This is a genomic window from Caldovatus aquaticus (assembly GCF_019458025.1).
Lineage (GTDB): Bacteria > Pseudomonadota > Alphaproteobacteria > Acetobacterales > Acetobacteraceae > Caldovatus > Caldovatus aquaticus.
On the sequence record NZ_JAHZUY010000068.1, the window covers coordinates 1 to 19,444 of the forward strand.

General features: G+C 76.4%; 18 protein-coding genes. 8 read left to right on the forward strand and 10 right to left on the reverse strand.

Annotated features, from left to right (window positions below; translation table 11 throughout):
* Positions 1 to 680 (reverse strand): (d)CMP kinase (gene cmk / locus K1J50_RS16425; protein ID WP_220118851.1); only part of this gene is annotated, 680 nt, incomplete at its 3' end.
* A complete protein-coding gene (gene aroA, locus K1J50_RS16430; protein ID WP_220118852.1) occupies positions 677 to 2,101 on the reverse strand; it encodes a 3-phosphoshikimate 1-carboxyvinyltransferase in 1,425 nt (474 codons plus the stop codon). The genes aroA and cmk, both read right to left, overlap by 4 nt.
* A 125-nt stretch (positions 2,102 to 2,226) precedes the next feature.
* Here aroA and K1J50_RS16435 point away from each other — a divergent pair, with 125 nt between their 5' ends.
* Complete coding sequence (locus K1J50_RS16435; RefSeq protein ID WP_220118853.1) at positions 2,227 to 2,556, forward strand: TIGR02300 family protein; 330 nt, start codon at positions 2,227 to 2,229, stop codon at positions 2,554 to 2,556.
* Positions 2,557 to 2,700: 144 nt separating this feature from the next.
* Positions 2,701 to 4,413: a sensor histidine kinase gene (locus K1J50_RS19650; protein WP_220118854.1), complete on the forward strand. Its 1,713-nt coding sequence runs from the start codon at positions 2,701 to 2,703 to the stop codon at positions 4,411 to 4,413.
* A gap of 126 nt (positions 4,414 to 4,539) precedes the next feature.
* On the opposite strand, the gene K1J50_RS16445 is transcribed toward K1J50_RS19650, so the two are convergent.
* Positions 4,540 to 5,808 carry a class I SAM-dependent methyltransferase gene (locus tag K1J50_RS16445; RefSeq protein ID WP_220118855.1) on the reverse strand — a complete coding sequence of 423 codons (1,269 nt, stop codon included), beginning with the start codon at positions 5,806 to 5,808 and terminating at the stop codon, positions 4,540 to 4,542.
* 108 nt (positions 5,809 to 5,916) lie between these two features.
* Here K1J50_RS16445 and K1J50_RS16450 point away from each other — a divergent pair, with 108 nt between their 5' ends.
* A complete protein-coding gene (locus K1J50_RS16450; protein WP_220118856.1) occupies positions 5,917 to 6,516 on the forward strand; it encodes an invasion associated locus B family protein in 600 nt (199 codons plus the stop codon).
* Entirely contained in the window at positions 6,513 to 7,700 is a 1,188-nt protein-coding gene (rlmN, locus tag K1J50_RS16455) for a 23S rRNA (adenine(2503)-C(2))-methyltransferase RlmN (RefSeq protein WP_220118857.1), read from the forward strand. Before K1J50_RS16450 ends, rlmN begins: the two co-directional genes overlap by 4 nt.
* Before the next feature lie 132 nt (positions 7,701 to 7,832).
* On the opposite strand, the gene K1J50_RS16460 is transcribed toward rlmN, so the two are convergent.
* The 3 genes from K1J50_RS16460 to K1J50_RS19255 are packed head-to-tail and all read right to left on the reverse strand — an operon-like array spanning position 7,833 to position 10,584.
* Positions 7,833 to 9,011, reverse strand: coding sequence for an acetyl-CoA C-acetyltransferase (locus K1J50_RS16460; RefSeq protein WP_220118858.1), 1,179 nt, complete (start codon positions 9,009 to 9,011; stop codon positions 7,833 to 7,835).
* A 57-nt stretch (positions 9,012 to 9,068) separates the two neighbouring features.
* Positions 9,069 to 10,088 carry an alpha/beta fold hydrolase gene (locus tag K1J50_RS16465; protein WP_369413631.1) on the reverse strand — a complete coding sequence of 340 codons (1,020 nt, stop codon included), beginning with the start codon at positions 10,086 to 10,088 and terminating at the stop codon, positions 9,069 to 9,071.
* A 16-nt stretch (positions 10,089 to 10,104) separates the two neighbouring features.
* Positions 10,105 to 10,584, reverse strand: a complete 480-nt coding sequence (locus K1J50_RS19255; protein ID WP_255575380.1) for a hypothetical protein — start codon at positions 10,582 to 10,584, stop codon at positions 10,105 to 10,107.
* Positions 10,585 to 10,798: 214 nt separating this feature from the next.
* Between K1J50_RS19255 and phaR the strand changes: the two genes are divergently transcribed.
* The 3 genes from phaR (at position 10,799) to K1J50_RS16480 (ending at position 13,534) form a co-directional block, all read left to right on the forward strand.
* Positions 10,799 to 11,518 carry a polyhydroxyalkanoate synthesis repressor PhaR gene (phaR, locus tag K1J50_RS16470; protein WP_220118860.1) on the forward strand — a complete coding sequence of 240 codons (720 nt, stop codon included), beginning with the start codon at positions 10,799 to 10,801 and terminating at the stop codon, positions 11,516 to 11,518.
* 115 nt (positions 11,519 to 11,633) lie between these two features.
* Positions 11,634 to 12,137, forward strand: a complete 504-nt coding sequence (locus tag K1J50_RS16475; protein WP_220118861.1) for a helix-turn-helix domain-containing protein — start codon at positions 11,634 to 11,636, stop codon at positions 12,135 to 12,137.
* 209 nt (positions 12,138 to 12,346) lie between these two features.
* The gene (locus K1J50_RS16480) at positions 12,347 to 13,534 is read left to right on the forward strand and encodes an MFS transporter (RefSeq protein WP_220118862.1); all 1,188 of its coding nucleotides are present in this window, start codon (positions 12,347 to 12,349) and stop codon (positions 13,532 to 13,534) included.
* A 172-nt stretch (positions 13,535 to 13,706) separates the two neighbouring features.
* Here the strand turns inward: K1J50_RS16480 and K1J50_RS16485 are convergent, their stop codons facing one another.
* The 4 genes from K1J50_RS16485 to K1J50_RS16500 all read right to left on the reverse strand — a co-directional run bounded on the left by K1J50_RS16485 (position 13,707) and on the right by K1J50_RS16500 (position 17,337).
* On the reverse strand, positions 13,707 to 14,045 hold the full coding sequence (locus K1J50_RS16485) for an NIPSNAP family protein (RefSeq protein ID WP_220118863.1): 339 nt from the start codon (positions 14,043 to 14,045) through the stop codon (positions 13,707 to 13,709).
* Positions 14,046 to 14,062: 17 nt separating this feature from the next.
* Positions 14,063 to 15,673: an ABC transporter substrate-binding protein gene (locus K1J50_RS16490; protein WP_220118864.1), complete on the reverse strand. Its 1,611-nt coding sequence runs from the start codon at positions 15,671 to 15,673 to the stop codon at positions 14,063 to 14,065.
* A gap of 213 nt (positions 15,674 to 15,886) precedes the next feature.
* Positions 15,887 to 16,150, reverse strand: a complete 264-nt coding sequence (locus K1J50_RS16495) for a hypothetical protein (protein WP_220118865.1) — start codon at positions 16,148 to 16,150, stop codon at positions 15,887 to 15,889.
* A gap of 200 nt (positions 16,151 to 16,350) precedes the next feature.
* Positions 16,351 to 17,337 (reverse strand): Bug family tripartite tricarboxylate transporter substrate binding protein, encoded by a 987-nt coding sequence (locus tag K1J50_RS16500; RefSeq protein WP_220118866.1) that lies wholly within the window; start codon positions 17,335 to 17,337, stop codon positions 16,351 to 16,353.
* Positions 17,338 to 17,780: 443 nt separating this feature from the next.
* On the opposite strand from K1J50_RS16500, the gene K1J50_RS16505 reads away from it, so the two are divergent.
* Positions 17,781 to 19,444: DUF6600 domain-containing protein (locus K1J50_RS16505; protein ID WP_220118867.1), on the forward strand; the 1,664-nt coding region annotated here is incomplete at its 3' end.

Consider the following 19,444-nt stretch of genomic DNA (forward strand, 5'->3'; position numbering starts at 1 on the left):
CAGCCGCCGGCGCGCGCGAGCCGCTCCCGCACGATCGCCAGCGCCCGCGCGAACACCGCGTCGGCGTCGAGCCCCGTCGTGTCCAGCACGATCGCGTCCGGCGCCGGCCGCAGCGGCGCCGCGGCGCGGTTCCGGTCCTGCGCGTCGCGGGCCAGCACCTCGCTGAGCACCTGGTCGGGATCGGCGGCAACGCCCCGGGCGCGCAGCTCGAGAAGGCGCCGGCGCGCCCGCTCCTCGGGCGTGGCGTCCACGTAGAGCTTCACCGTCGCGTCGGGAAAGACCACCGTGCCGATGTCGCGCCCGTCCAGCACCGCGCCGCGCTCGCGTGCGAATCCCCGCTGCCACTCCAGCAGGGCGGCGCGCACCGCGGGGATGGCGGCGACCGCGCTGGCCGCCATGTCGGCCTCCGGTCCGCGCAGGTCGGGGCGCCGCAGATCGGCCTCGGTGAGCGCGCGCGCCTCGGCCTCCGCCAGCACCGCGTCGCGCGGATCGGCGCCGCGGTCCAGCAGGCGCCGCCCGACCGCGCGGTAGAGCAGCCCGGTGTCGAGATGCGGCAGGCCGAGCGCCTCGGCCAGCCGCCGCGCCAGCGTGCCCTTGCCCGCCGCGGCGGGCCCGTCCACGGCGATCACCAGGGGCCGGCGCCCGGCCGCCTGCGGCCGTTCCGCATCGCCGCCGCTCATGGCGGCGCGATCGGCCCGCCTTCCCCGGGGCGGCCCTCCGGGCCGGGCCGCTCGCCGCCGGCCGTCGCCAGCCGGTTCATCAGCGCGGCGAAGCCCGGGAAGCTCGTGTCGATGAAGGAGGCGTCGTCCACCGTCACCGGCGCGCGCGCGGCGAGGCCCAGCACCAGCCCGCTCATCGCGATGCGATGGTCCATCCGCGTCGCGACGGTCCCGCCGCCCGGCGGCGGGCCGCCCAGGCCGTGCACCAGCAGGTCGTCGCCCGCGATCTCGGCGCGCACGCCGTTCGCCGCGAGCAGGGCCGCGGTGGCGGCCAGCCGGTCGCTCTCCTTCACCCTGAGCTCGGCGAGACCGCGCATCCGCGTCACCCCGGACGCGCAGGCGGCGGCGACGGCGAGGATCGGGAACTCGTCGATCATGCTCGGCACGCGCGCGGGCGGCACCTCGGTCGCGCGGAGCGGCGCGTATTCCGCGATCACGTCGCCCACCGGCTCGCCGCCCTCGATGCGCTCGTTCTCGACCCGGAGCGCCGCCCCCATCTCGCGCAGCGTCGTGAACAGGCCGGTGCGCAGCGGATTGAGGCCGACATTCTCCACCGCCACGCGCGAGCCCGGCACGAGCAGCGCCGCCACCAGCGGGAAGGCGGCGGAGGAGGGATCGCCCGGCACCCGCACCGCGGCCGCCGCGAGCTCCGGCTGGCCGTCGAGCTCGATCACCCGCCCCTCCGGCGTGTCGGCGACCCGCACCGTGGCGCCGAAGTGGCGCAGCATGTTCTCCGAGTGGTCGCGCGTCGGCTCCGGCTCGATGACGCGCGTCACGCCCGGCGCGCAGAGGCCGGCGAGCAGGCAGGCGCTCTTCACCTGCGCGCTCGCCACCGGCAGGCGGTAGTCGAGCGGCAGCGGGTCGGCCGTGCCCTCGACGGCGAGCGGCAGGCGCCCGCCCTCGCGCGCGGCGAAGCGCGCCCCGATCAGGGAGAGCGGCTCGATCACCCGCCGCATCGGCCGCCGCCGCAGCGAGGCGTCGCCGGTCATCACCGCGAACAGCGGATGGCCCGCGAGCAGGCCGCAGAGCAGCCGTGCCGCGGTGCCGGAATTGCCCATGTCGAGCACGTCCTCAGGCTCGACCAGCCCGCCCACGCCGCGCCCGGCGACGCGCCAGGAGCCCTCGCCGAGCCGTTCCACCTCCGCGCCGAGGGCGCGCATGGCGGCGGCGGTGCGCAGCACGTCCTCGCCCTCGAGCAGCCCCTCGATCGCGGTGGTGCCGACCGCGAGCGCGCCGAACATCAGCGCGCGATGGCTGATGGACTTGTCGCCCGGCACGCGCACCCGCCCGGCGAGCGGGCGCGCGGGCGCGCGGGCGCGCAACGGCCGTCCCTGGCGCGCGGCGGACGGCGCTCCGGCGGCATCGGTGGGGTCGCGAGACATCGCGCGGGGCGTTTGACACGGGCAGGTCCGCGTGGCAATCGGCCCGGCTCCCGTTTCCCGTGCGCGGCGGCCGGCCGCCCTCCGCCGACCGGCGCCGGCCCCCGGCGCGTCCTGCGAGGCACCCCATGGCCAAGCCCGAACTCGGTCTCAAGCGCATCTGCGTCGCCTGCGGCGCGAAGTTCTACGACCTGAACCGCAGCCCCGTGATCTGCCCGAAATGCGCCACCGAGCAGCCGGCCGAGCAGCCGCGCCTGCGCCGCGGCGGCGGCACCGACGAGAGGCTCAAGAAGCGGGCCGTCGCGGGCCCGCTGCCGGAGGGCGAGATCGAGGAGGTCGCCCTCGAGGACGTGGAGGTCGAGGAGGCCGCCCTCGAGGACGCCGAGGAGCTGGAGGACGACACCGAGGCCCTCGCCGAGGACATCGAGGTCGAGCCCGACCGCGACGAGGAGGTCTGAAGGCGCCGCCTGCCGGAGCGGCGCGCCGGATGGCGCTGCGGCCCTCCCTGCGGTAGGGTCGGGCCGAGGGAGGACGAAACCGAGGTGGCGTCAGGGGGGCCGGGGGCTGAGGGCGAGCAGTCCGCGCCGCGGTGGACAATGCCGGTGCGGGCCTACGTGCTGCTGGTGGTGCTGGCGGCCATGCTGCCGGGCCTCCTCCTCGCCGCCATCCTCGCCCATGGCTACGTCAGGGCCGAAACCGGGCGTTTCGAACGCAAAGTGAACGGCGTCGTCTTCGACGCGACCCTGCTCGTCGAACGCGACCTCGCCGACATCATCGCCACCCTGCAGACCCTCGCCGCCTCGCGCGCCCTGGGGAGCGGGGATCTCCCGGCCTTCCTCGACCAGGCGATGCGGGTGAAGGCGCAGGCGCAGTTCGACCTCATCCTGCGCGACCGGGACAGCCGCCCTCTCCTGAACACCGCCGTGTCGCCGGGCAGCGCACTCCCCGAATCCGCCGGCTTGGCGGAGTGGGACGCCGCGGCGCGCGCGACCGGACGTGCGGTGGTCACCGGACACTTCATCGGCAGGCTGTCCGGCAAGCACGCCTACGCCGTCATCGTCCCGGTCTTCCGCGACGGCGAGCTCGCCTATTTCCTGCACGCCGGCCTGCCCGCGACGCGGCTGCGCGCCCTGCTCGCCCAGGCGCGGGTGCCGGAGGGGTGGTCCCTGGCCGTCGTGGACGGCGCCGGGACGGTGCTCGCGCGCGTCCCCGACCACGAGGCGGCGGTCGGGACGCCGGCCCCGAACCCCGGGATGTTCCGCGAGAGGGAGGGCGACGAGGCCGCGGGCTACTTCACGGAGCCGGGCGGCCGCGCGGTCTTCGGGGCGCTCCGCCGTTCCGCCGTCAGCGGCTGGTCCCTGGTCGGCATCGCCCCGGTCGAGCAGCTCCTCGCGCCGATGCGGCGCATGCTCTGGATGGCGGGGGGGCCGGGCGCGGCGCTGATCGCCCTCGCCCTCGCCGGCGCGTGGCTGCTCGGCGACCGGCTTGCCCGGGCGATCCGCCGCCTCGCCGAGCTCGGCGCCGCGGTCGAGGCCGGCGCCTCCGTGCAGGCGCCGCGCACCGGCATTCGCGAGGTCAACGAGGTCGGCGAGGCCCTCGCCAACGCCTCCGCCCGGCTCGCCGCGCGCGAGGCGGAGCGCGAACAGGGCGCCGAGCACCTGCGCCTGATGCTGCGCGAGCTGAACCACCGCGTGCGCAACACCCTGGCCACCGTCGAATCCGTGGTGCGGCTGACCGCCCGCTATGCCTCCGACGTGCCCGAGTACGAGGCGCGGCTCGCCGACCGCATCCGCAGCCTCGCCAAGACGCACGAGCTGCTCACGGAGTCCAACTGGACCAGGACCGGCCTCTACGAACTCCTGCACAGCGAGCTCGCGGCCTACGGGCAGGACGACGGCGCCGGCGGCCAGGTCCGCCTCGACGGCCCGCCGGTGGCGCTGTCGGCGCGCGAGGCCGTCGCGCTCGGCATGCTGGTGCACGAGCTGGCGACCAACGCGGCGAAGTACGGCGCGCTCTCGGTGCCCGAGGGCCGGGTGGAGGTCCGCTGGACGCTGCGCGAGGATCCCGGCGGCGCCCGGCGGCTCGATCTCGTCTGGGCGGAGGCGGGCGGGCCGCCGGTCACCCCCCCGACCCGCCGCGGCTTCGGCACGCAGCTGATCGAGCGCGCCATCGCCCGCGACCTCGGCGCGACGGTGGCGACGGAGTACGCGCCGGAGGGGCTGCGCTTCCGCCTCTCCCTGCCGCTCGCGCGGCCGGCCGGAGCGGGCGAGCCGCCCGCCGCCTGCCAGACGGTGACGGCCTCGTGGATGGACTAGAAGGGGGCGCGGACGGCGCGGCGAGCCCCTTCCGCCGGCGCCGCCGGAGCAAGCGCGGGCGCGCGGACACGGCCCCGGCGGCAGGAGCGGCGGGCGCGGGGTCCCCCGCCCATCCCGCCGTCGCGGTCAGGGCCCGGCTGCCGCCGGCGCGGCGAGCAGCATCCGGTTCATCCGCTCCATCTGCCGCGCGAGGGCCGCGAAGTCCCGCGCGAAGGCCTCGCGCGGGACGCCGTTCGCCGCCAGCGCGTCGCCGATCGCGCCGATGCTCCGGCGCCCGTCCACCCGGGCGAGGATCGCGCCGGCAAGCCGCGGCAGCGGCACCGTCACCCGCAGCCCGTCCCAGGTGACCGGCAGGGCCCCGTCCGGCGGCAGGCCGCGCGCCAGCGCCGCGCCGTCCAGCTCGCGCAGCACCGGCACCGCCTCCGGGTCCGTCCAGTCCGCGGCGACCGGCGGATCGGCGGCGCGCGCGCAGTAGGCGATGTGGATGCCCATGTTGCCGGTGATCGCCTCCGCCAGCGCCGCCCGCTCGACCGGCGAGAGCGCGGCGATCCGCGCCCGCAGCCGCGGATCGGGCAGATACGTCTCCGGCTCGTAGCGCAGCGGCTCGATGAAGGTGACGAGGCGCAGCCCGGCGCGTCCGATCAGGGCGTGCAGCTCCGGCACGGTGAAGGCGCGGTCGCGCGGATTGAGCAGCAGGTCGTAGAGCCCCGCGTCGCCGCCCGTGAGATGATCGGCGAGCCAGGGGTTCTTCCGCAGCCAGGCCGTCTCGGGCAGGTGGCGCCAGAGCCGCCGCGCGGTCTCGATCCGCTGCGCCGGCGGCTCCTCCGGCGGAGCGAGCAGGCGCAGGGCGTCCTGCAGCATGTACACGCCGGTGCGGCCGTGCGGCGCATACACCATCAGCCCGATCCCGCCGCCCGGCGCGAGCGCGGCGGCGAGGGCGGCGAGGCCGGCCTCCGGATCGGGCAGGTGGTGGAGCACGCCGCAGCAGTCGATGTAGTCGAAGGCGCCGAGGCCGAGCGCGGGCAGGTCGAGGAGCGAGCCCTCCACGAAGCGCAGGTTGGAGAGGCCGCGCACCTCCGCCCGCGCCGCCGCGATGCGCCGCGCCGCGGCCGAGCGGTCCAGCCACACCACCTCGCCCGGCCGCCCGGCCCAGGCCATCTGCTGGGCGAGCATGATGGCCCCGTCGCCGGTGCCGCCGCCCGCGACCAGGGCGCGCAGCGGCCGGTCGGCGGGGCGCCGCGCGGCGAAGATCCAGTGGTCTATCTCCCGCAGGTGGCTCGGGCTGCCGACGATCAGCCGCTTCGCCTCGTCGCGCGGGTCGCGGGCGGGATAGGGGAAGGCCTCGTACTGGGCGGCGAGCAGCGCGTCGGTCGCGTCGGCGGGAGCGGGCGGCATGGGCGGTGCATAGGACGGGACCGGCGCGCGCGCCATCCGGCGGGCGGGAGGCAGGCCGCGGCGGGGCGTGCGGTTGATGGCGCGCGCTGCGCTGCGTATCTAGCCGACATGCCCCGTTCCGCCTTCCCGTTGCGTGCCGCGCGGCGGTCGCTGCTGTTCGCCGGCCTCGCGCTGGCCGGCGGCGGCATGGACCCGGCGCTGGCGCAGCAGCACGCCCCCGCCGGCGCCCGGCCGGGCGCCGCCGCGGCGCCGGCGCCGCGGCCGCGGGGCCGCGTCGGCGCCGGGGCCGCGGCCCCCGCCGCCGCCGGCGGGCAGAAGGTCTGCTACGCCTTCGCCCGCGCCGCGCGCAGCGAGCCGCCGCGGCGCGAGGTGCTGCTGATGGTGACCCACCGTGCCGGGCAGAGCCACGACGAGATCGCGATCCGCGCCGGCCACGCCTACCCGCGCACCGCGGCGGAGGTGACGCTGGCGGCCGCGGGGAGGGAGGCGAAGCTCTACACCAACGGCGAGAGCGCCTATGTCCGCGCGGAGGACCGGGGCGCCGTCATCGCCGCGCTGCGCCGCGGGGACGAGGCGGTGGCGCACGGCCCGGGACCGGGCGGGCGCGGCAGCGCGACGGACCGCTTCCCGCTCTCGGGCTTCGCCGCCGCCTACGAGGCGATCTCGCGCGAGTGCCCCGCGCCCGCCCCCCGGGGAGGCCGCCGATGACCGCGCCACAGCCTGCCGGGCAGGAGGAGGCCGAGCGCGCGCGCATCCTCGCCAAGGCCGCGCTCTTCGCCCCGCCCGACGCGACGCTGCCGGACGGGCGGCGCGACCTGGTCGGCCTCTCGCGCGAGGAGCTCGCGGCGGAGATGGCGGCGATCGGCGAGAAGCCGTTCCGCGCCCGCCAGCTCTGGCACTGGATCTACCATCAGGGCGAGACCGACTTCGCGCGGATGACGACCATCGCGAAGCCGCTGCAGGCGAAGCTCGCCGAACGCTTCGTGGTCGGGCGGCCGGCGGTGGCGGCGGCGCGGACCGGCGCGGACGCGACGCGCAAGTGGCTGTTCCGCTTCCGCGACGGCCAGCAGGTGGAGACGGTCTACATCCCCGACCCGGAGGAGGAGCGCGGCGCGGTCTGCATCTCCACCCAGGTCGGCTGCACCCTCTCCTGCCGCTTCTGCCACACCGGGACGCAGAAGCTGGTGCGCAACCTCTCGGCCGCGGAGATCGTCGGCCAGTTCCTGGCGGCGCGCGATTCCTACGGCGAGTGGCCGAGCCCGAAGGACGGCACGCCGCGCCTGCTCTCCAACGTCGTCGTCATGGGCATGGGCGAGCCGCTCTACAACTACGAGAACGTCGCCAAGGCCCTGCGCATCCTGATGGACCACGAGGGCATCGGCCTGTCGCGGCGGCGGATCACGCTCTCGACCAGCGGCGTGGTGCCGATGATGGACCGCTGCGGGGCGGAGCTCGGCGTCAATCTCGCCGTGTCGCTGCACGCGGTGACCGACGCGCTGCGCGACGAGCTGGTGCCGCTCAACCGCAAGTATCCGATCGCCGAGCTGATCGCCGCCTGCCGGCGCTATCCGGGCGCCTCCAACGCGCGGCGCATCACCTTCGAGTACGTGATGCTGCGCGGCGTCAACGATTCGGAGGCCGAGGCGCGCGAGCTGGTGCGGCTGATCAAGGGCATCCCGGCCAAGGTCAACCTGATCCCGTTCAACCCCTGGCCGGGCAGCCCCTACAGGACCAGCACGCCGGAGGCGATCCGGCGCTTCGCCGAGATCGTCAGCGCGGCGGGCTACGCGAGCCCGGTGCGCCGCCCGCGCGGGCGCGACATCCTCGCCGCCTGCGGGCAGCTGAAGACGGAGAGCGAGCGGACGGCGCGGGGCAAGGCCGCGGCGGCCTGAGCCGCCGCCGGCGGGCGCCCGCGCCGCGCCTTCGTCATCTCCCGCGGGACCGGCGGCCGCACCCTCCGCGTCGCGCCGTCCCGCCCGGCCGGCCGGCGCCGCGGCGGGCGGCGACCGGCCGAGGGGATCGCCTCAGTGCGTCCGCTCGACGCACATCGCGATGCCCATGCCGCCGCCGATGCAGAGCGTGGCGAGGCCGCGCTTCGCCCCGCGCCGGCGCATCTCGTAGAGCAGCGTCGTCAGCACCCGCGCCCCGGAGGCGCCGATCGGATGGCCGAGGGCGATGGCGCCGCCGTTCACGTTCACCTTCGCCGGGTCGAGGCCGAGGCCCTTGTTCACCGCGCAGGCCTGCGCCGCGAAGGCCTCGTTCGCCTCGACCAGGTCGAGGCTCGCGACGTCCCAGCCCGCCTTCTCCAGCGCCTTGCGGGAGGCCGGGATCGGCCCGGTGCCCATGATCGCCGGGTCCACGCCCGCCGTCGCCCAGCTCACGATCCGCGCCATCGGCGTGATGCCGCGCCGCGCGGCCTCGGCGGCGCTCATCACCACCACCGCCGCGGCGCCGTCGTTGATGCCGGAGGCGTTGCCCGCCGTCACCGTGCCGTCCTTCTGGAAGGCCGGGCGCAGCTTGGCCAGCACCTCCACCGTGGTCTCGGGCTTCGGATACTCGTCGGTGTCCACCACCACGTCGCCCTTGCGGCCCTTCACCGTGACCGGCGCGATCTCGTCGCGGAAGCGGCCGGACCGGATCGCCTCGCCGGCGCGGCGCTGGCTCTCGGCGGCGAAGCGGTCCTGCTCCTCGCGCGTGATCTGGAACTTCTGGGCGACGTTCTCCGCCGTGTTGCCCATGTGGTAGCCGTGGAAGGCGTCCCACAGCCCGTCCTTGATCATCGTGTCCACGAGCGCGAGGTCGCCCATCTTCTGCCCGGCGCGCAGATGGGCGCAGTGCGGCGCCTGGGTCATGCTCTCCTGGCCGCCGGCGACCATGATCGCGGCGTCGCCGTTCGCGATCTGCTGCGCCGCCAGCGCCACCGCGCGCAGGCCGGAACCGCAGAGCTGGTTGATGCCGAAGGCGGTGCGCTCGAACGGGATGCCGGCGGCGACGGCGGCCTGGCGCGCGGGGTTCTGGCCGGCGCCGGCGGTCAGGATCTGGCCCATGATGACCTCGTCCACCTCCTCCGGCCGCACCCCGGCCCGCTCCATCGCCGCCTTGATAGCCACGCTGCCGAGCGCGTGGGCGGGAAGGGAGGCGAAGGCCCCGTTGAAGCTGCCGACCGGCGTGCGGGCGGCGGAGGCGATGACGATCTCGGTCATGGCGGGCGATCTCCCGGGGAAATGTTGCGCCGCGATATCTCGGGCCCGGCCGCCACCTTACAACCTGCGCAGCCAGCCGAGCAGGGGCTTCCACAGCGCATCCTCCGCCCCCCCGCCGGCCACCATGCCGATATGGCCCGCCGCCGCCTGGTGCACGGTCGCGTGCGGCAGGCGGCGCGCCAGCGCCAGGGCCGAGGGCGGCGGCACGATCCGGTCGCGATGGGGGATGGCGAGGAAGGCCGGCCCCGTCCAGCCCGCCGGATCCACCACCGCCCCGGTCACCCGCCAGGCCAGCCTGCCGGGCTCGTTCCGCCCGTACCAGCCGCCGAGGCACTCCCGCGCCACCGGGGCGGCGAGCGGCACCCCGTCGTTCAGCCAGTCCTCCAGCGCCACGAACAGGGCCGCCCGCTCGCTCGCCGGATCGAGCCGCGCGAAGGCGCGGAACTTCGCGGCCACCGACCAGGGATCGAGCGCCGCGAACAGCGCCTGGATCGCGTCCACCGGCAGCGCGCCATGCGCCTCGAGCACCGGCTCCAGCGCCGGCAGCAGGGCGGCGAGCGCCCGCCCCCGCCCGGCCTCGGCGGCGTGGAAATCCCACGGCGTCGCCAGCAGCGCCAGCGCGCGCACCCGGTCGGGCCGCCGCAGCGCCGCCGCCAGCGCCAGCAGCCCGCCCATGCAGTAGCCGACCAGGACCACCGGCTCGCGCACCGCCGCCAGCGCGCGCTCCAGCCGCCCCGCGATGTAGTCGCTCAGGGTGAAGCCGCGCTCCGTCTCCCCCGGCCAGCCCCAGTCGAGCAGCAGCGGCCGCAGGCCGCCCTGGGCGGCGAGGAAGCGCAGCAGCGAGCGCCCCGGCGCGAGGTCGAGCACATAGGCCCGGTTGATCAGCGAGGGCACGAACAGCGCCGCGAGGCGCCCCGCGGCACGCCCGCCCGCCGGCGGCGCGAAGTCCAGCAGCCGGCTGCCGCCCTCGCTCCAGATCGCCGGCGGGTCGGCCAGCGCCCGGGCGTAGGGATGGCGCCGATAGGCCGCGATGCCCGCGAGCAGCGCGCGGTCCGCACGCCGGAGCCGGCGCAGCACCGCGGCGCGGAACGCCTCAGGCCGATGGCCTCCGGCGGCGAGGGCGGCGGCGATCCGGCTCGCCTCCGCCTGCGCGGCCCTCGAGAGCGGCGAGCCGGCGCTCGAGTTCGGCCAGGCGGGCGGCCAGGGCAGCCCGCTCCGGGTCGGCGCCGTGGCCGCCGCCGCCAGGCCGCGCAGCGTCGCCAGGCCCAGATGCAGCGGCAGGGGCCGCGGCCCGCGGCGGCGCAGCGGCGCCGTCATGCGGCGGACGCTCCGCCCGGCCCTCCCGCGCCGCGGCGAAGCCGAAGGGCGCCATCGCCGGCCCCGCCCCGCGCCGCATCGCGCCCGCCGGCGCCGCCGCCAGGGCGGCGCGCAGCCACGCGGCCCAGACCGCCACTCCCTCGGCCCAGAGTTCGGCCGCCTCCGGATCCGCCATCCAGCCGGCGATCTCGCTCTGCCACAGGGTGATCCAGTCCTCCGCCAGCCGCTCCAGCTCGTCCTCGGGCGCGTCTCCCATCCGGCCTCCTCACCGCGGCGCAGCCCGGGTCATGGCGCCGGAAGCGGGCCGCGGAGGCGGCGCCGCGCCAGGACGGGCCGCCGCCGCGCCGCCGCGGCGACCGCAGGAGGCGTTCCTGCTGCGTCGCGGAAAATCGGCTTCCGCCGGGCCGCCGCAAGCCCCATCTTATCCATCGAAGCGCGATCATACCGAACGAACGGACGGGACGGCGAGCATGGCCCAGAGCGGCTCCCAGCGCAGCACGATCCGAGGCGCCCACGCACCGGAAGAGGCGGGCGGCGCGGGCGGACCCGAAGGCGGCGCCCGGGACCAGGCGCGCGCCGCGCCGGTTGTCGTCAAGAAATACGCCAACCGCCGCCTCTACAACACCGAAGCGTCGAGCTACGTCACGCTGGAGGATCTCGCCCGCATGGTCCGGCAGGGGCGGGAATTCGTCGTCTATGACGCCAAGTCCGGCGAGGACATCACCCGCTCCGTCCTCACTCAGATCATCGTCGAGGAGGAGAGCAAGGGCCAGAACCTGCTGCCGACCGCCTTCCTGCGCCAGCTCATCGCCTTCTACGGCGACAGCCTGCAGTCGCTCGTGCCGCGCTATCTCGAATTCGCCATGGCCGGCTTCGCCCGCCAGCAGGAGCAGATGCGCCGCGCCATGGAGCAGACCATGGGCGGGTTCGGCCTGCCCTTCCCCTCCCCCCCCTTCCCCAGCATCGAGGAGATGGGCAAGCAGAACATGGCGATGCTGGAGCGCGCCATGAGCCTGTTCTCCCCCTTCCGCCCTCCGCCGGCCGAGGGGGCGCCGCGGCCGCAGGAACCCCCGGCGGCCCGGCGCGAGGAGGGCGAGAGCGTCGAGTCGCTCAAAGCCGAGGTCGAATCGCTGCGGCGCCAGCTCGCCGAGTTGCGCGCCGCCAGGACCGGGGCCAAGGAAAGCCCGTAAAGGTTTCCACCCCCCGGTTCGCTCACGCCTTTGTCATGCGCGCCAGGGTGGAACCCTCCTCATGTTGGCGCATTTCTCGGTTTGCGCACACCGTCCCGGGGACCGAGAGGTAGCCATGCCGACGACGACGGAAACCGAGCCGCCCCGCGCCACGCGCGGCGCCGCTCAGGCTGGCGGACAGGCCGGCGAGAAGCCGGGTCAGAGGGCGAGCGCCGCGGACCGGCACGTCGGTGCCCGGATCCGCGAGCGCCGGATCATGATGGGCCTGTCCCAGCAGCAACTGGCGAAGATGATCGGCGTGACCTATCAGCAGGCCCACAAGTACGAGCGCGGGCTCAACCGCATCTCCGCGGGCCGGCTGTTCGAGATCGCCCAGGTGCTCGGCGTGCCGGTCTCCTGGTTCTTCGAGGGCCTCGGAGAGGCCGGCCCGGCGCAGGAAATGACGCCGCGCCAGCGCATGTGCCTGGAGCTCGCGCGCAACTTCGCCCTGATCGACAACGAGAAACACCAGGAGGCGCTGAGCCAGATGGCCCGCGCCCTCGCCGCACAGTCCCAGGCCGCGGGCGGAGCGGCGGCGCAGGAGCGCGACAAGCAACCGCCCGCGGGCGGTCGGCATTAGGGCCGTTGCGCGCGGCAACGGCACCGGCTCGGCGGCTGCCTAGTGGATTGACGCTCCCGGCGGCCTCCCGGCGTCCGCGACCCGCTCTGGGCTGAGAGGAGCGCCGCGCCGGGCGCGCGCCGCTCGCCGCCGCGGCCGCTGGCGTCCATGCCGGGATGCCGCCGCGCGTCTCCAGCCCCTTTCCTTCCGGCGCGCGGCCCGTCGCTCCGGTGTCCCGATCCCGCCTCGCCGCCCCGCTGCCGCTGCTCGCCGCCGCCTGCTTCGCCGCCGGGGCCGGCGCGCGCATGGTCGAACCCCTGCTGCCGTCGCTGGCGCGGGAGTTCGCGGTCTCGCTGAGCGGCGCCTCGGCGCTGGTGGCCGGCTTCACCCTCACCTACGGCGCGGGGCAGATCGTCACCGGCCCGCTCGGCGACCGGTTCGGCAAGCTGCCGGTGATCGGCGCGGCGCTGCTGCTCTATGCGGCGAGCCTGCTGCTCTGCGCGCTCGCGCCGGACCTCGCGGCCCTGGTGGCGCTGCGGGCCCTCTCCGGGGCGGTGGCCGGAGCGGTGATCCCCCTCGCCTTCGCCTGGGTCGGCGACAGCGTGCCCTACGAGCAGCGCCAGGCCACGCTGAGCCGCGTGCTGACCGGCATGGTGCTGGCGCAGCTCCTCGCCGGCCCGATCGCCGGCATCGCCGCCGAGATGTACGGCTGGCGCGCGGCCTTCGCGAGCCTCGGCGCGGTCGCGCTCGTCGTCGGCGCGCTGGTGCTGCGCCGCGCCGCCCCGGAGCCGGCCGGCGCCGGCGCCGGCGGGCTCGGCCTCGCGCGCCACCTCGAACTGCTGCGCCGGCCGGGGGCACGGCGCCTGCTCGTCAGCGGCGGCCTCGAAGGCGCCCTGCTCGTCGGCGGCGCCTATCCCTTCGTCGGCTCCTTCGCCATCGAGCGGCTCGGCCTCTCCACCTCCGAGGCCGGGCTGCTCGTCGCCTGCTTCGGCCTCGGCCTGTTCGCCTACACCCGCGCCGCGCCCGTCCTCGTCCGCCGCCTCGGCGAGCGGCGCATGGTGGCGGCCGGCGGGACGGCGCAGGCGGCGGCGCTCGCGGGCCTCGCCCTCGCCCCGGGCTGGGAGGCGGCGGCCATGCTGCTCGCGCTTGCGGGTCTCGGCTTCTACATGCTGCACGGCGTGCTGCAGGCACGCGCCACCGAGGCGATGCCCGAGGCGCGCGGCACCGCGGTCGCCGCCTTCGCCCTCGTGCTGTTCACCGGCCAGGGGATCGGCGCCACCGCCTTCGGGGCGCTGATCGCGGCGACCGATTTCCGCCTCGCCTTCGGCCTCGCCGCGCCGGCGGCGGTGGCGCTCGCGTTCTGGACCCGCGCCGGGCTGCCGGCACCGGCGGGAACCCGCGGCGCCCCGGGCTCTTGAGGCGGGCGTCCCTCCCGCGAGAGGCCCCGCCTGCCCGCGACGCCGCGGCTCCGGCCGCCGTCCCGGCAGAGGATCGTGATCGCCCGCGCGGGTTCCGGCAGCGGCCTGGCCACGGCCCGCCTGGCCGCGCAGCGCCGCCGTGGCGCTCGCCGCGCGCAGCGCGGCCGCGCCGTCAGCCGGCCCTGGCCGCCCGGTGCGCCTCGAAGAACGGCGTCGGGCGGATGATGCGGTTCTCCATCTTCAGCAGCAGGCCGCGCTCGCCGACCTTCTTCAGGTAGGCCTGCCAGGCCGGGTCGGCCGCCATCGCCGCGCGCCGGCGCTCGCGGTCGCCCTGGTCGGCGTAGCCCCACATGTGCACCACCGTGTTCAGCGCCCCCTCGACGGTGGTGTACCAGCCGACGCAGTTCTCGAGATACTTGAGCTGGATCGGCCAGCCCTCGGCCTCGTAGAGGGCGACGAACTCCGCCACCTTGTTCGGCAGGCAGGTGTAGATCCTGAGGTCCACGATCATGGCGGCGCGTCGCCTCCCTACTGCAGCTCGATCGGGGTGAGGTCCTGGAACCAGCTCTGCGCGCTGGTGAAGCCGCGCACCCGTCGCGTCATGGCGCGCGGGTTGAGGTCGTGCACGATCCAGAGCCAGGGCGGGTTGTCCACCAGCCGCTCGTGCGCCGTGCGCAGGAGCTGCGCGATGCGCTCCGGGTTGCGCTCCGTCTCCAGCGCGGCGAAGGCGCGGTCGAAGGCCTCGTCCCGCCAGTGGCCCGAATTCGACCCGCGCGGCGAGAAGTTGGAGGAGAGGAACCAGCGCGCGAAGGCCGAGGGGTCGGAGGAGTAGAGCGAGATGTTCACCGCATCCGCGCCGAGCCATTGCGGCTGGTCGGGCGGGAAGCGCAGCGCGGCGAGCAGCGTGTTCCACTCCACCACCTCGAAGGCGACCTCGACGCCGCAGTGCTCGCGCAGGCTCTGCTGCAGGAACTCGTTCATCGGCAGCGGCAGCATCTGCCCCGAGCCGGAGGTGGAGATGCCGACCTTGAGGCGCAGCGGCCGCTGCGCGGAATAGCCCGCCTCGGCGAGCAGCGCCCGCCCGCGCGCCGGGTCGAGCCGGTAGCGGTGCTGCGGGCTGCCGAACAGCGGGTCGTTCGCCTTGACGAAGCCGACCGAGGGCTCGGCGGTGCCGTTGAGCAGCGTCACCATGCCCTCGCGGTCTATGCAGTAGTTGAGCGCCTGGCGCACCCGCACGTCGGCGACCGGGCTGCCCGCCCGGCCGACGGCGAAGATCCAGGGCCAGACATGCGGGTAGGAGTTGGTGACCACCTGGAAGCCGGCCTGGCGCAGGCTCGGGATGGCATCGGGCGGCGGCACCTCGATCCAGTCCACCTGGCCGGAGCGCAGCGCGGCGAGGCGCGTGTTCGCCTCCGGCATCGGGATCAGCACGATGCGGTCGAGCCTGGCGCGGCGCTGCGCGTCCCAGTAGGTGTCGTTGCGGGTGAGCTCCGCCTGCTGGCGCGGCACGAAGCGGGAGAGGCGGAACGGCCCGGTGCCGGCCGGCGGCAGCGCGGCGACGCGGCCCCAGTCGCGCCCCGCCTGCTCGAAGGAGTGGGGCGAGGTGATCAGCACGTAGACGACCAGGTAGGGCCAGTAGGAGACGGGCCGCGTCGTCACCGTCTCCACCGTGAAGTCGTCCACCTTGCGGTAGGACTCGAGCACGGGGATGCGGCCGCGGGTGATGGCGCTGCCGGCGGGGTCGAACTGCGGGCTGTCGTTGCGGAAGAAGCGGTCGAGGTTCCAGATCACCGCGTCGGCGTTGAACGGCGTGCCGTCGTGGAAGGTGACGCCGCGGCGGAGGTGGAAGCGCCAGACGCGCGGGTCGGCCTCGTCCTGCTCCCAGCGCTCGGCGAGGCCGGGGCGCAGGCCGGCGACCACGTCGGCGCGCGAGAGGTCCCACAGCACCAGCGATTCGAAGATCGGGTAGCCGAGGAAGCGCATCCCCTCGAAGCCGTTGTTCGGCATCCCGGTGGTGGTCGGGACGTCGGTCGCGGTCATGGCGATGCGCAGGGTGCGCGGCTGCTGGGCCGCGGCCGGCGCGGGCAGCCACGCCGCCGCTGCCGCCGCCAGGAGCCCCGCGCCGACCGCGGCGCCCACGGTCCTCGTCCCGACTGCGGCGCGCGACGCGCGCCGCGGCGGAGTGCGCTCTCGATCCGTCATGCGAAGTCTCTCCCGAAGGGTCTGCCGGTGGTCCGGATGCCGGGCCGGGATCGCCCCGCGGCGGGCCCGGTGCCCGGATCGCTGCAAGCCATGTGCCACCAGGGCGCCGAGCCGGTCCGCAGGCGCGGCCCGCCTCGCCGGCCCGGCGGCTCAGCGCCGCGGGAAGTCCCGGTAGTCGCCGGTCTCGCGGTTGAGCACGATGGTCCCGTCGGTGCGCATGTAGCCGTAGGGAGCCAGCTCGTTGCGGCCGACCGTGATCGGCGTGTCGGGCACGCCGGAATACTCGCCTCCGGCCATCAGCCCCTCGCCGTCGCAGCCGGCGAGGCCGAGCAGGGCTGCCGCCGCCAGTGCCAGCGGCGCGCGGAAGGCGCCACGGCGACGAGGGGCGGCCGGTGCGGCAGTCGCGTTCGGCATGCGTGTCCTCTCCCTTGCGCCGCCGGCCGGGCGCCCCTGCCGCCACCGGTCCCGACGCGGGCCCGGGCAGCGCACGGACGCGCCGCGATCCGCGCCGGACGCGGCGGCTCGCCCCACGATAATCGGTTCCGCCCGGCGCGGATACCCGGCGGACCGCCGCCCGGCACTGCCGCGGCCGCCCGGTCCCGCGGCCTGCGGGGCTACTCGACCCGGATGTTCGCCTCGCGGATGACCTTGCCCCACATCTCGCTGTCGCGCGCGAGGGTCTGGCGCAGCGCCTCGCCGTCGCCCGGCCAGGCCTCGACCCCCTGCTCGGCCATGCGCGCGCGCACCGTCGCGTCGGTGGTCGCCGCCCGCAGCGCGCCGCCGAGCTTCGCCGCCACCGCTCCCGGCAGCCCCGCCGGACCGAACAGGCCCTGCCAGAACACCGTCTCGAAACCGGGCAGCGCCTCGGCCACGGGGGGCAGCTCCGGCAGGACCGCGACGCGGTTCGCCGAGGTCACGGCGATGCCGCGGGTCTTGCCCTCGCGCACCGAGGGGAGCGCCTCCTGCACCGCCGCGAACATCGCCTGGATGCGCCCGGTCTGGATGTCGAGCAGCGCCTGCGCGCCGCCGCGATAGGGCACGTGCACCACGTCGATCCCGGCGCGGCTGCGGAAGAGCTCGAGCGTCATGTGGTTGATCGCCCCGATCCCCGAGCTGCCCCAGCTCAGCTTGCCCGGATTGGCCTTGGCGTAGGCGATCAGCTCGGCGGTGCTGCGCGCCGGCACGCTCGGGTGGAGATGCAGCACGAAGGGCGAGCGGGTGGCGGTGCCGACCGGGGTGAAGGCGCGCAGCGGCTCCCGCGGCTGCACATGCGGCTGCAGCGCCGGCAGCACCGCGAGCGAGGTGGTGCCCATCAGCAGCGTGTAGCCGTCCGGCCGCGCCGCGGCGACGTAGGCGTTGGCCACCGCGGTGCCGGCGCCGGGGCGGCTCTCGACCACGATCGGCTGGCCGAGTTCGGGCTCCATGCGCGCGGCGATCAGGCGGGCGCCGAAATCCGTCGAGCCGCCCGGCGGATAGGGATTGACGATGGTGACGGAGCGGCTGGGGAACGGCGCGTCCTGGGCGGCGGCGCGGCGCAGCACCGCAGGCATGGCGAGGCCCGCCCCGGCGGCGGCGAAAAAGGTGCGGCGGCGCGGCGGCATGATCGCGATCCTCCCTGCCCTGGTCGTTGGCCCCAGACTGGACGCATCGCCGTCCGGCGATCAAGGCTCGCGAGCGCGCCTTCGCAGCGCCGGCAAGCGGCGTTCTCCCGCGGAGCCGGGGGCGGCGGTCGCCCGCCCGGCCGGCTGCCCTGCCGTCCGGGGGCAGCACGGCCCCTTTCTGCGGGCGGCAGGGCCCCGGAGGAGCCGCCGGCTCGCCCGTTCCGCCCCTCGCCCGTTCCGCCCAGCGAACGCGCCGCGCCGGGAGGGGCGGGCCGGATCGCGCGGATCGGCAAGGTCCGCCCCCCCGCGGGCATCCCCGCGGCCCGTGATGTCACGCCCGCGCCACAGTATGATGCGACCGTCGCGCCCGATGCCGCGAATCCGCGGGCCGGCACGGCCCCGCCCGCGCCGGGGCTGCCGCCGCGCCAGGAAAGGACGCACCCGTGACCGTCGCCAGGAGCCCGACCTTCCGCCGCCAGCTCGGCATCGGCTGCGCCGCAGCGGCGCTGCTGCCGATGCTGGCGGCGCCGGTCTCCCTCCCTGCCCGCGCCCAGACGGCGAAGGACGTAGCGCCGGCCGAGGCACCGCCGGCGGCGCCCCCCGCGGACGGCGCTCCCGACGCCACGCCGCTCCGCGAGGTGCAGGAGGTCCCCGATCCGCCGGCGCGCGTCGGCCGGATCGCGCGCCTGCAGGGCAACGTCTCCTTCCGCCTGCCGGAGCAGGACGAGTGGATCCCGGCGGAGCCGAATTTCCCGGTGACCGCGGGCAACGCGATCTGGACCGAGCCGGGCGCCCGCGCCGCGGTGCAGATCGGGCGCAGCAACCTGGCGCTCGACGGCGGCACCGACCTGCAATTCGCCGTCATCGACGAGACGACGGTGCTCGCCACCATGCCGCAGGGGACGGTCTATGCCCGGCTGCGCGACCTCGCGCCGGGCGAGACGGTGCAGCTCGTCACCCCCAAGGCCCAGGTCACGCTGGAGCGCGCGGGCCGCTACCTGGTCGAGGCCGGCCCCGGCCCGGAGGCGCCCGAGGCCCCGGTGCGGATGGCGGTCTACGAGGGCAGCGCGGTGGTCGCGGTCGCGGGGCTCGAGCCGACCCGGCTCGCCGCCGGCCAGGCGGTGCTGATCCCGCCCGGAGGCGCGCCGCCCCGGATCATCCGCGCCAGCGCCGTCGGCTCGCCGCTGATCGCCTGGGCGGCCCAGCTCGAGCCGCGCGTCGTCCCGCCGCGCAGCGCCGCGCTGATGACCGGCGTGGACGACCTCGGCCGGTACGGCCGCTGGGCGCGCCACCCCGAATACGGCGACGTCTGGTACCCGCCGCCGGAGCCGGGCTGGGCGCCCTACAGCGCAGGCCGATGGGTCTGGCGCGACCCCTGGGGCTGGACCTGGGTGGACGAGCGGCCCTGGGGCTACGTCACCTCGCACTACGGCCGCTGGGTGCAGATCGGCGAGGCCTGGGCCTGGGCGCCGGCGCCCGTCGTGGTGGTGGCGGAGCCGGCCTACGTCGTCGCCCCCCGGCCGGTCTGGGCGCCGGCGCTCGTCGCCTTCGTCGGCGGCGTGGCGATCGGCGCCGCCGCCGCGGGCTGGGCACGGCCGGTGGCCTGGATCCCGCTCGGCCCGCGCGAGCCCTACTACCCCTGGTACCGCTGCTCGCCGGCCTACGTCCGCAACGTCAACCTCCGCTACGTCACCAACATCACCCAGGTCACCAACACCTGGAACCAGGTGATCGTGAACCGCCGGGCCGTCGGCCAGGCGCCGGGGCCGGGGGCGCCGCCGGGCGGCATCCCGGGCCTCGATCCGCGCCGGCTGGCGAACCGCCGGGCGGCGATCGCCGTGCCGGCGGAGACCCTGATCGGCGCGCGGCCGGTGCGGCCCGCGGCGCAGCGGCTCGATCCCGGGACGCTCGGCGGCGTCCCGGCGCCGATCGGCGCGCCGCCGGTGCCGCCGGCGCGGCAGACGCCGGGCGTGACGCCGCGCACAGCGCAGCGCCTCGGCGCTCCGCTCCCGGATGCGCCGGGGGTCGGCGGGCCGCCGCGGGCGCCGGGTCCGCCGCCGGCGCGGCACGCCGCACTGCTCGGGCGCGGGACGCCGCCGGATGGTCC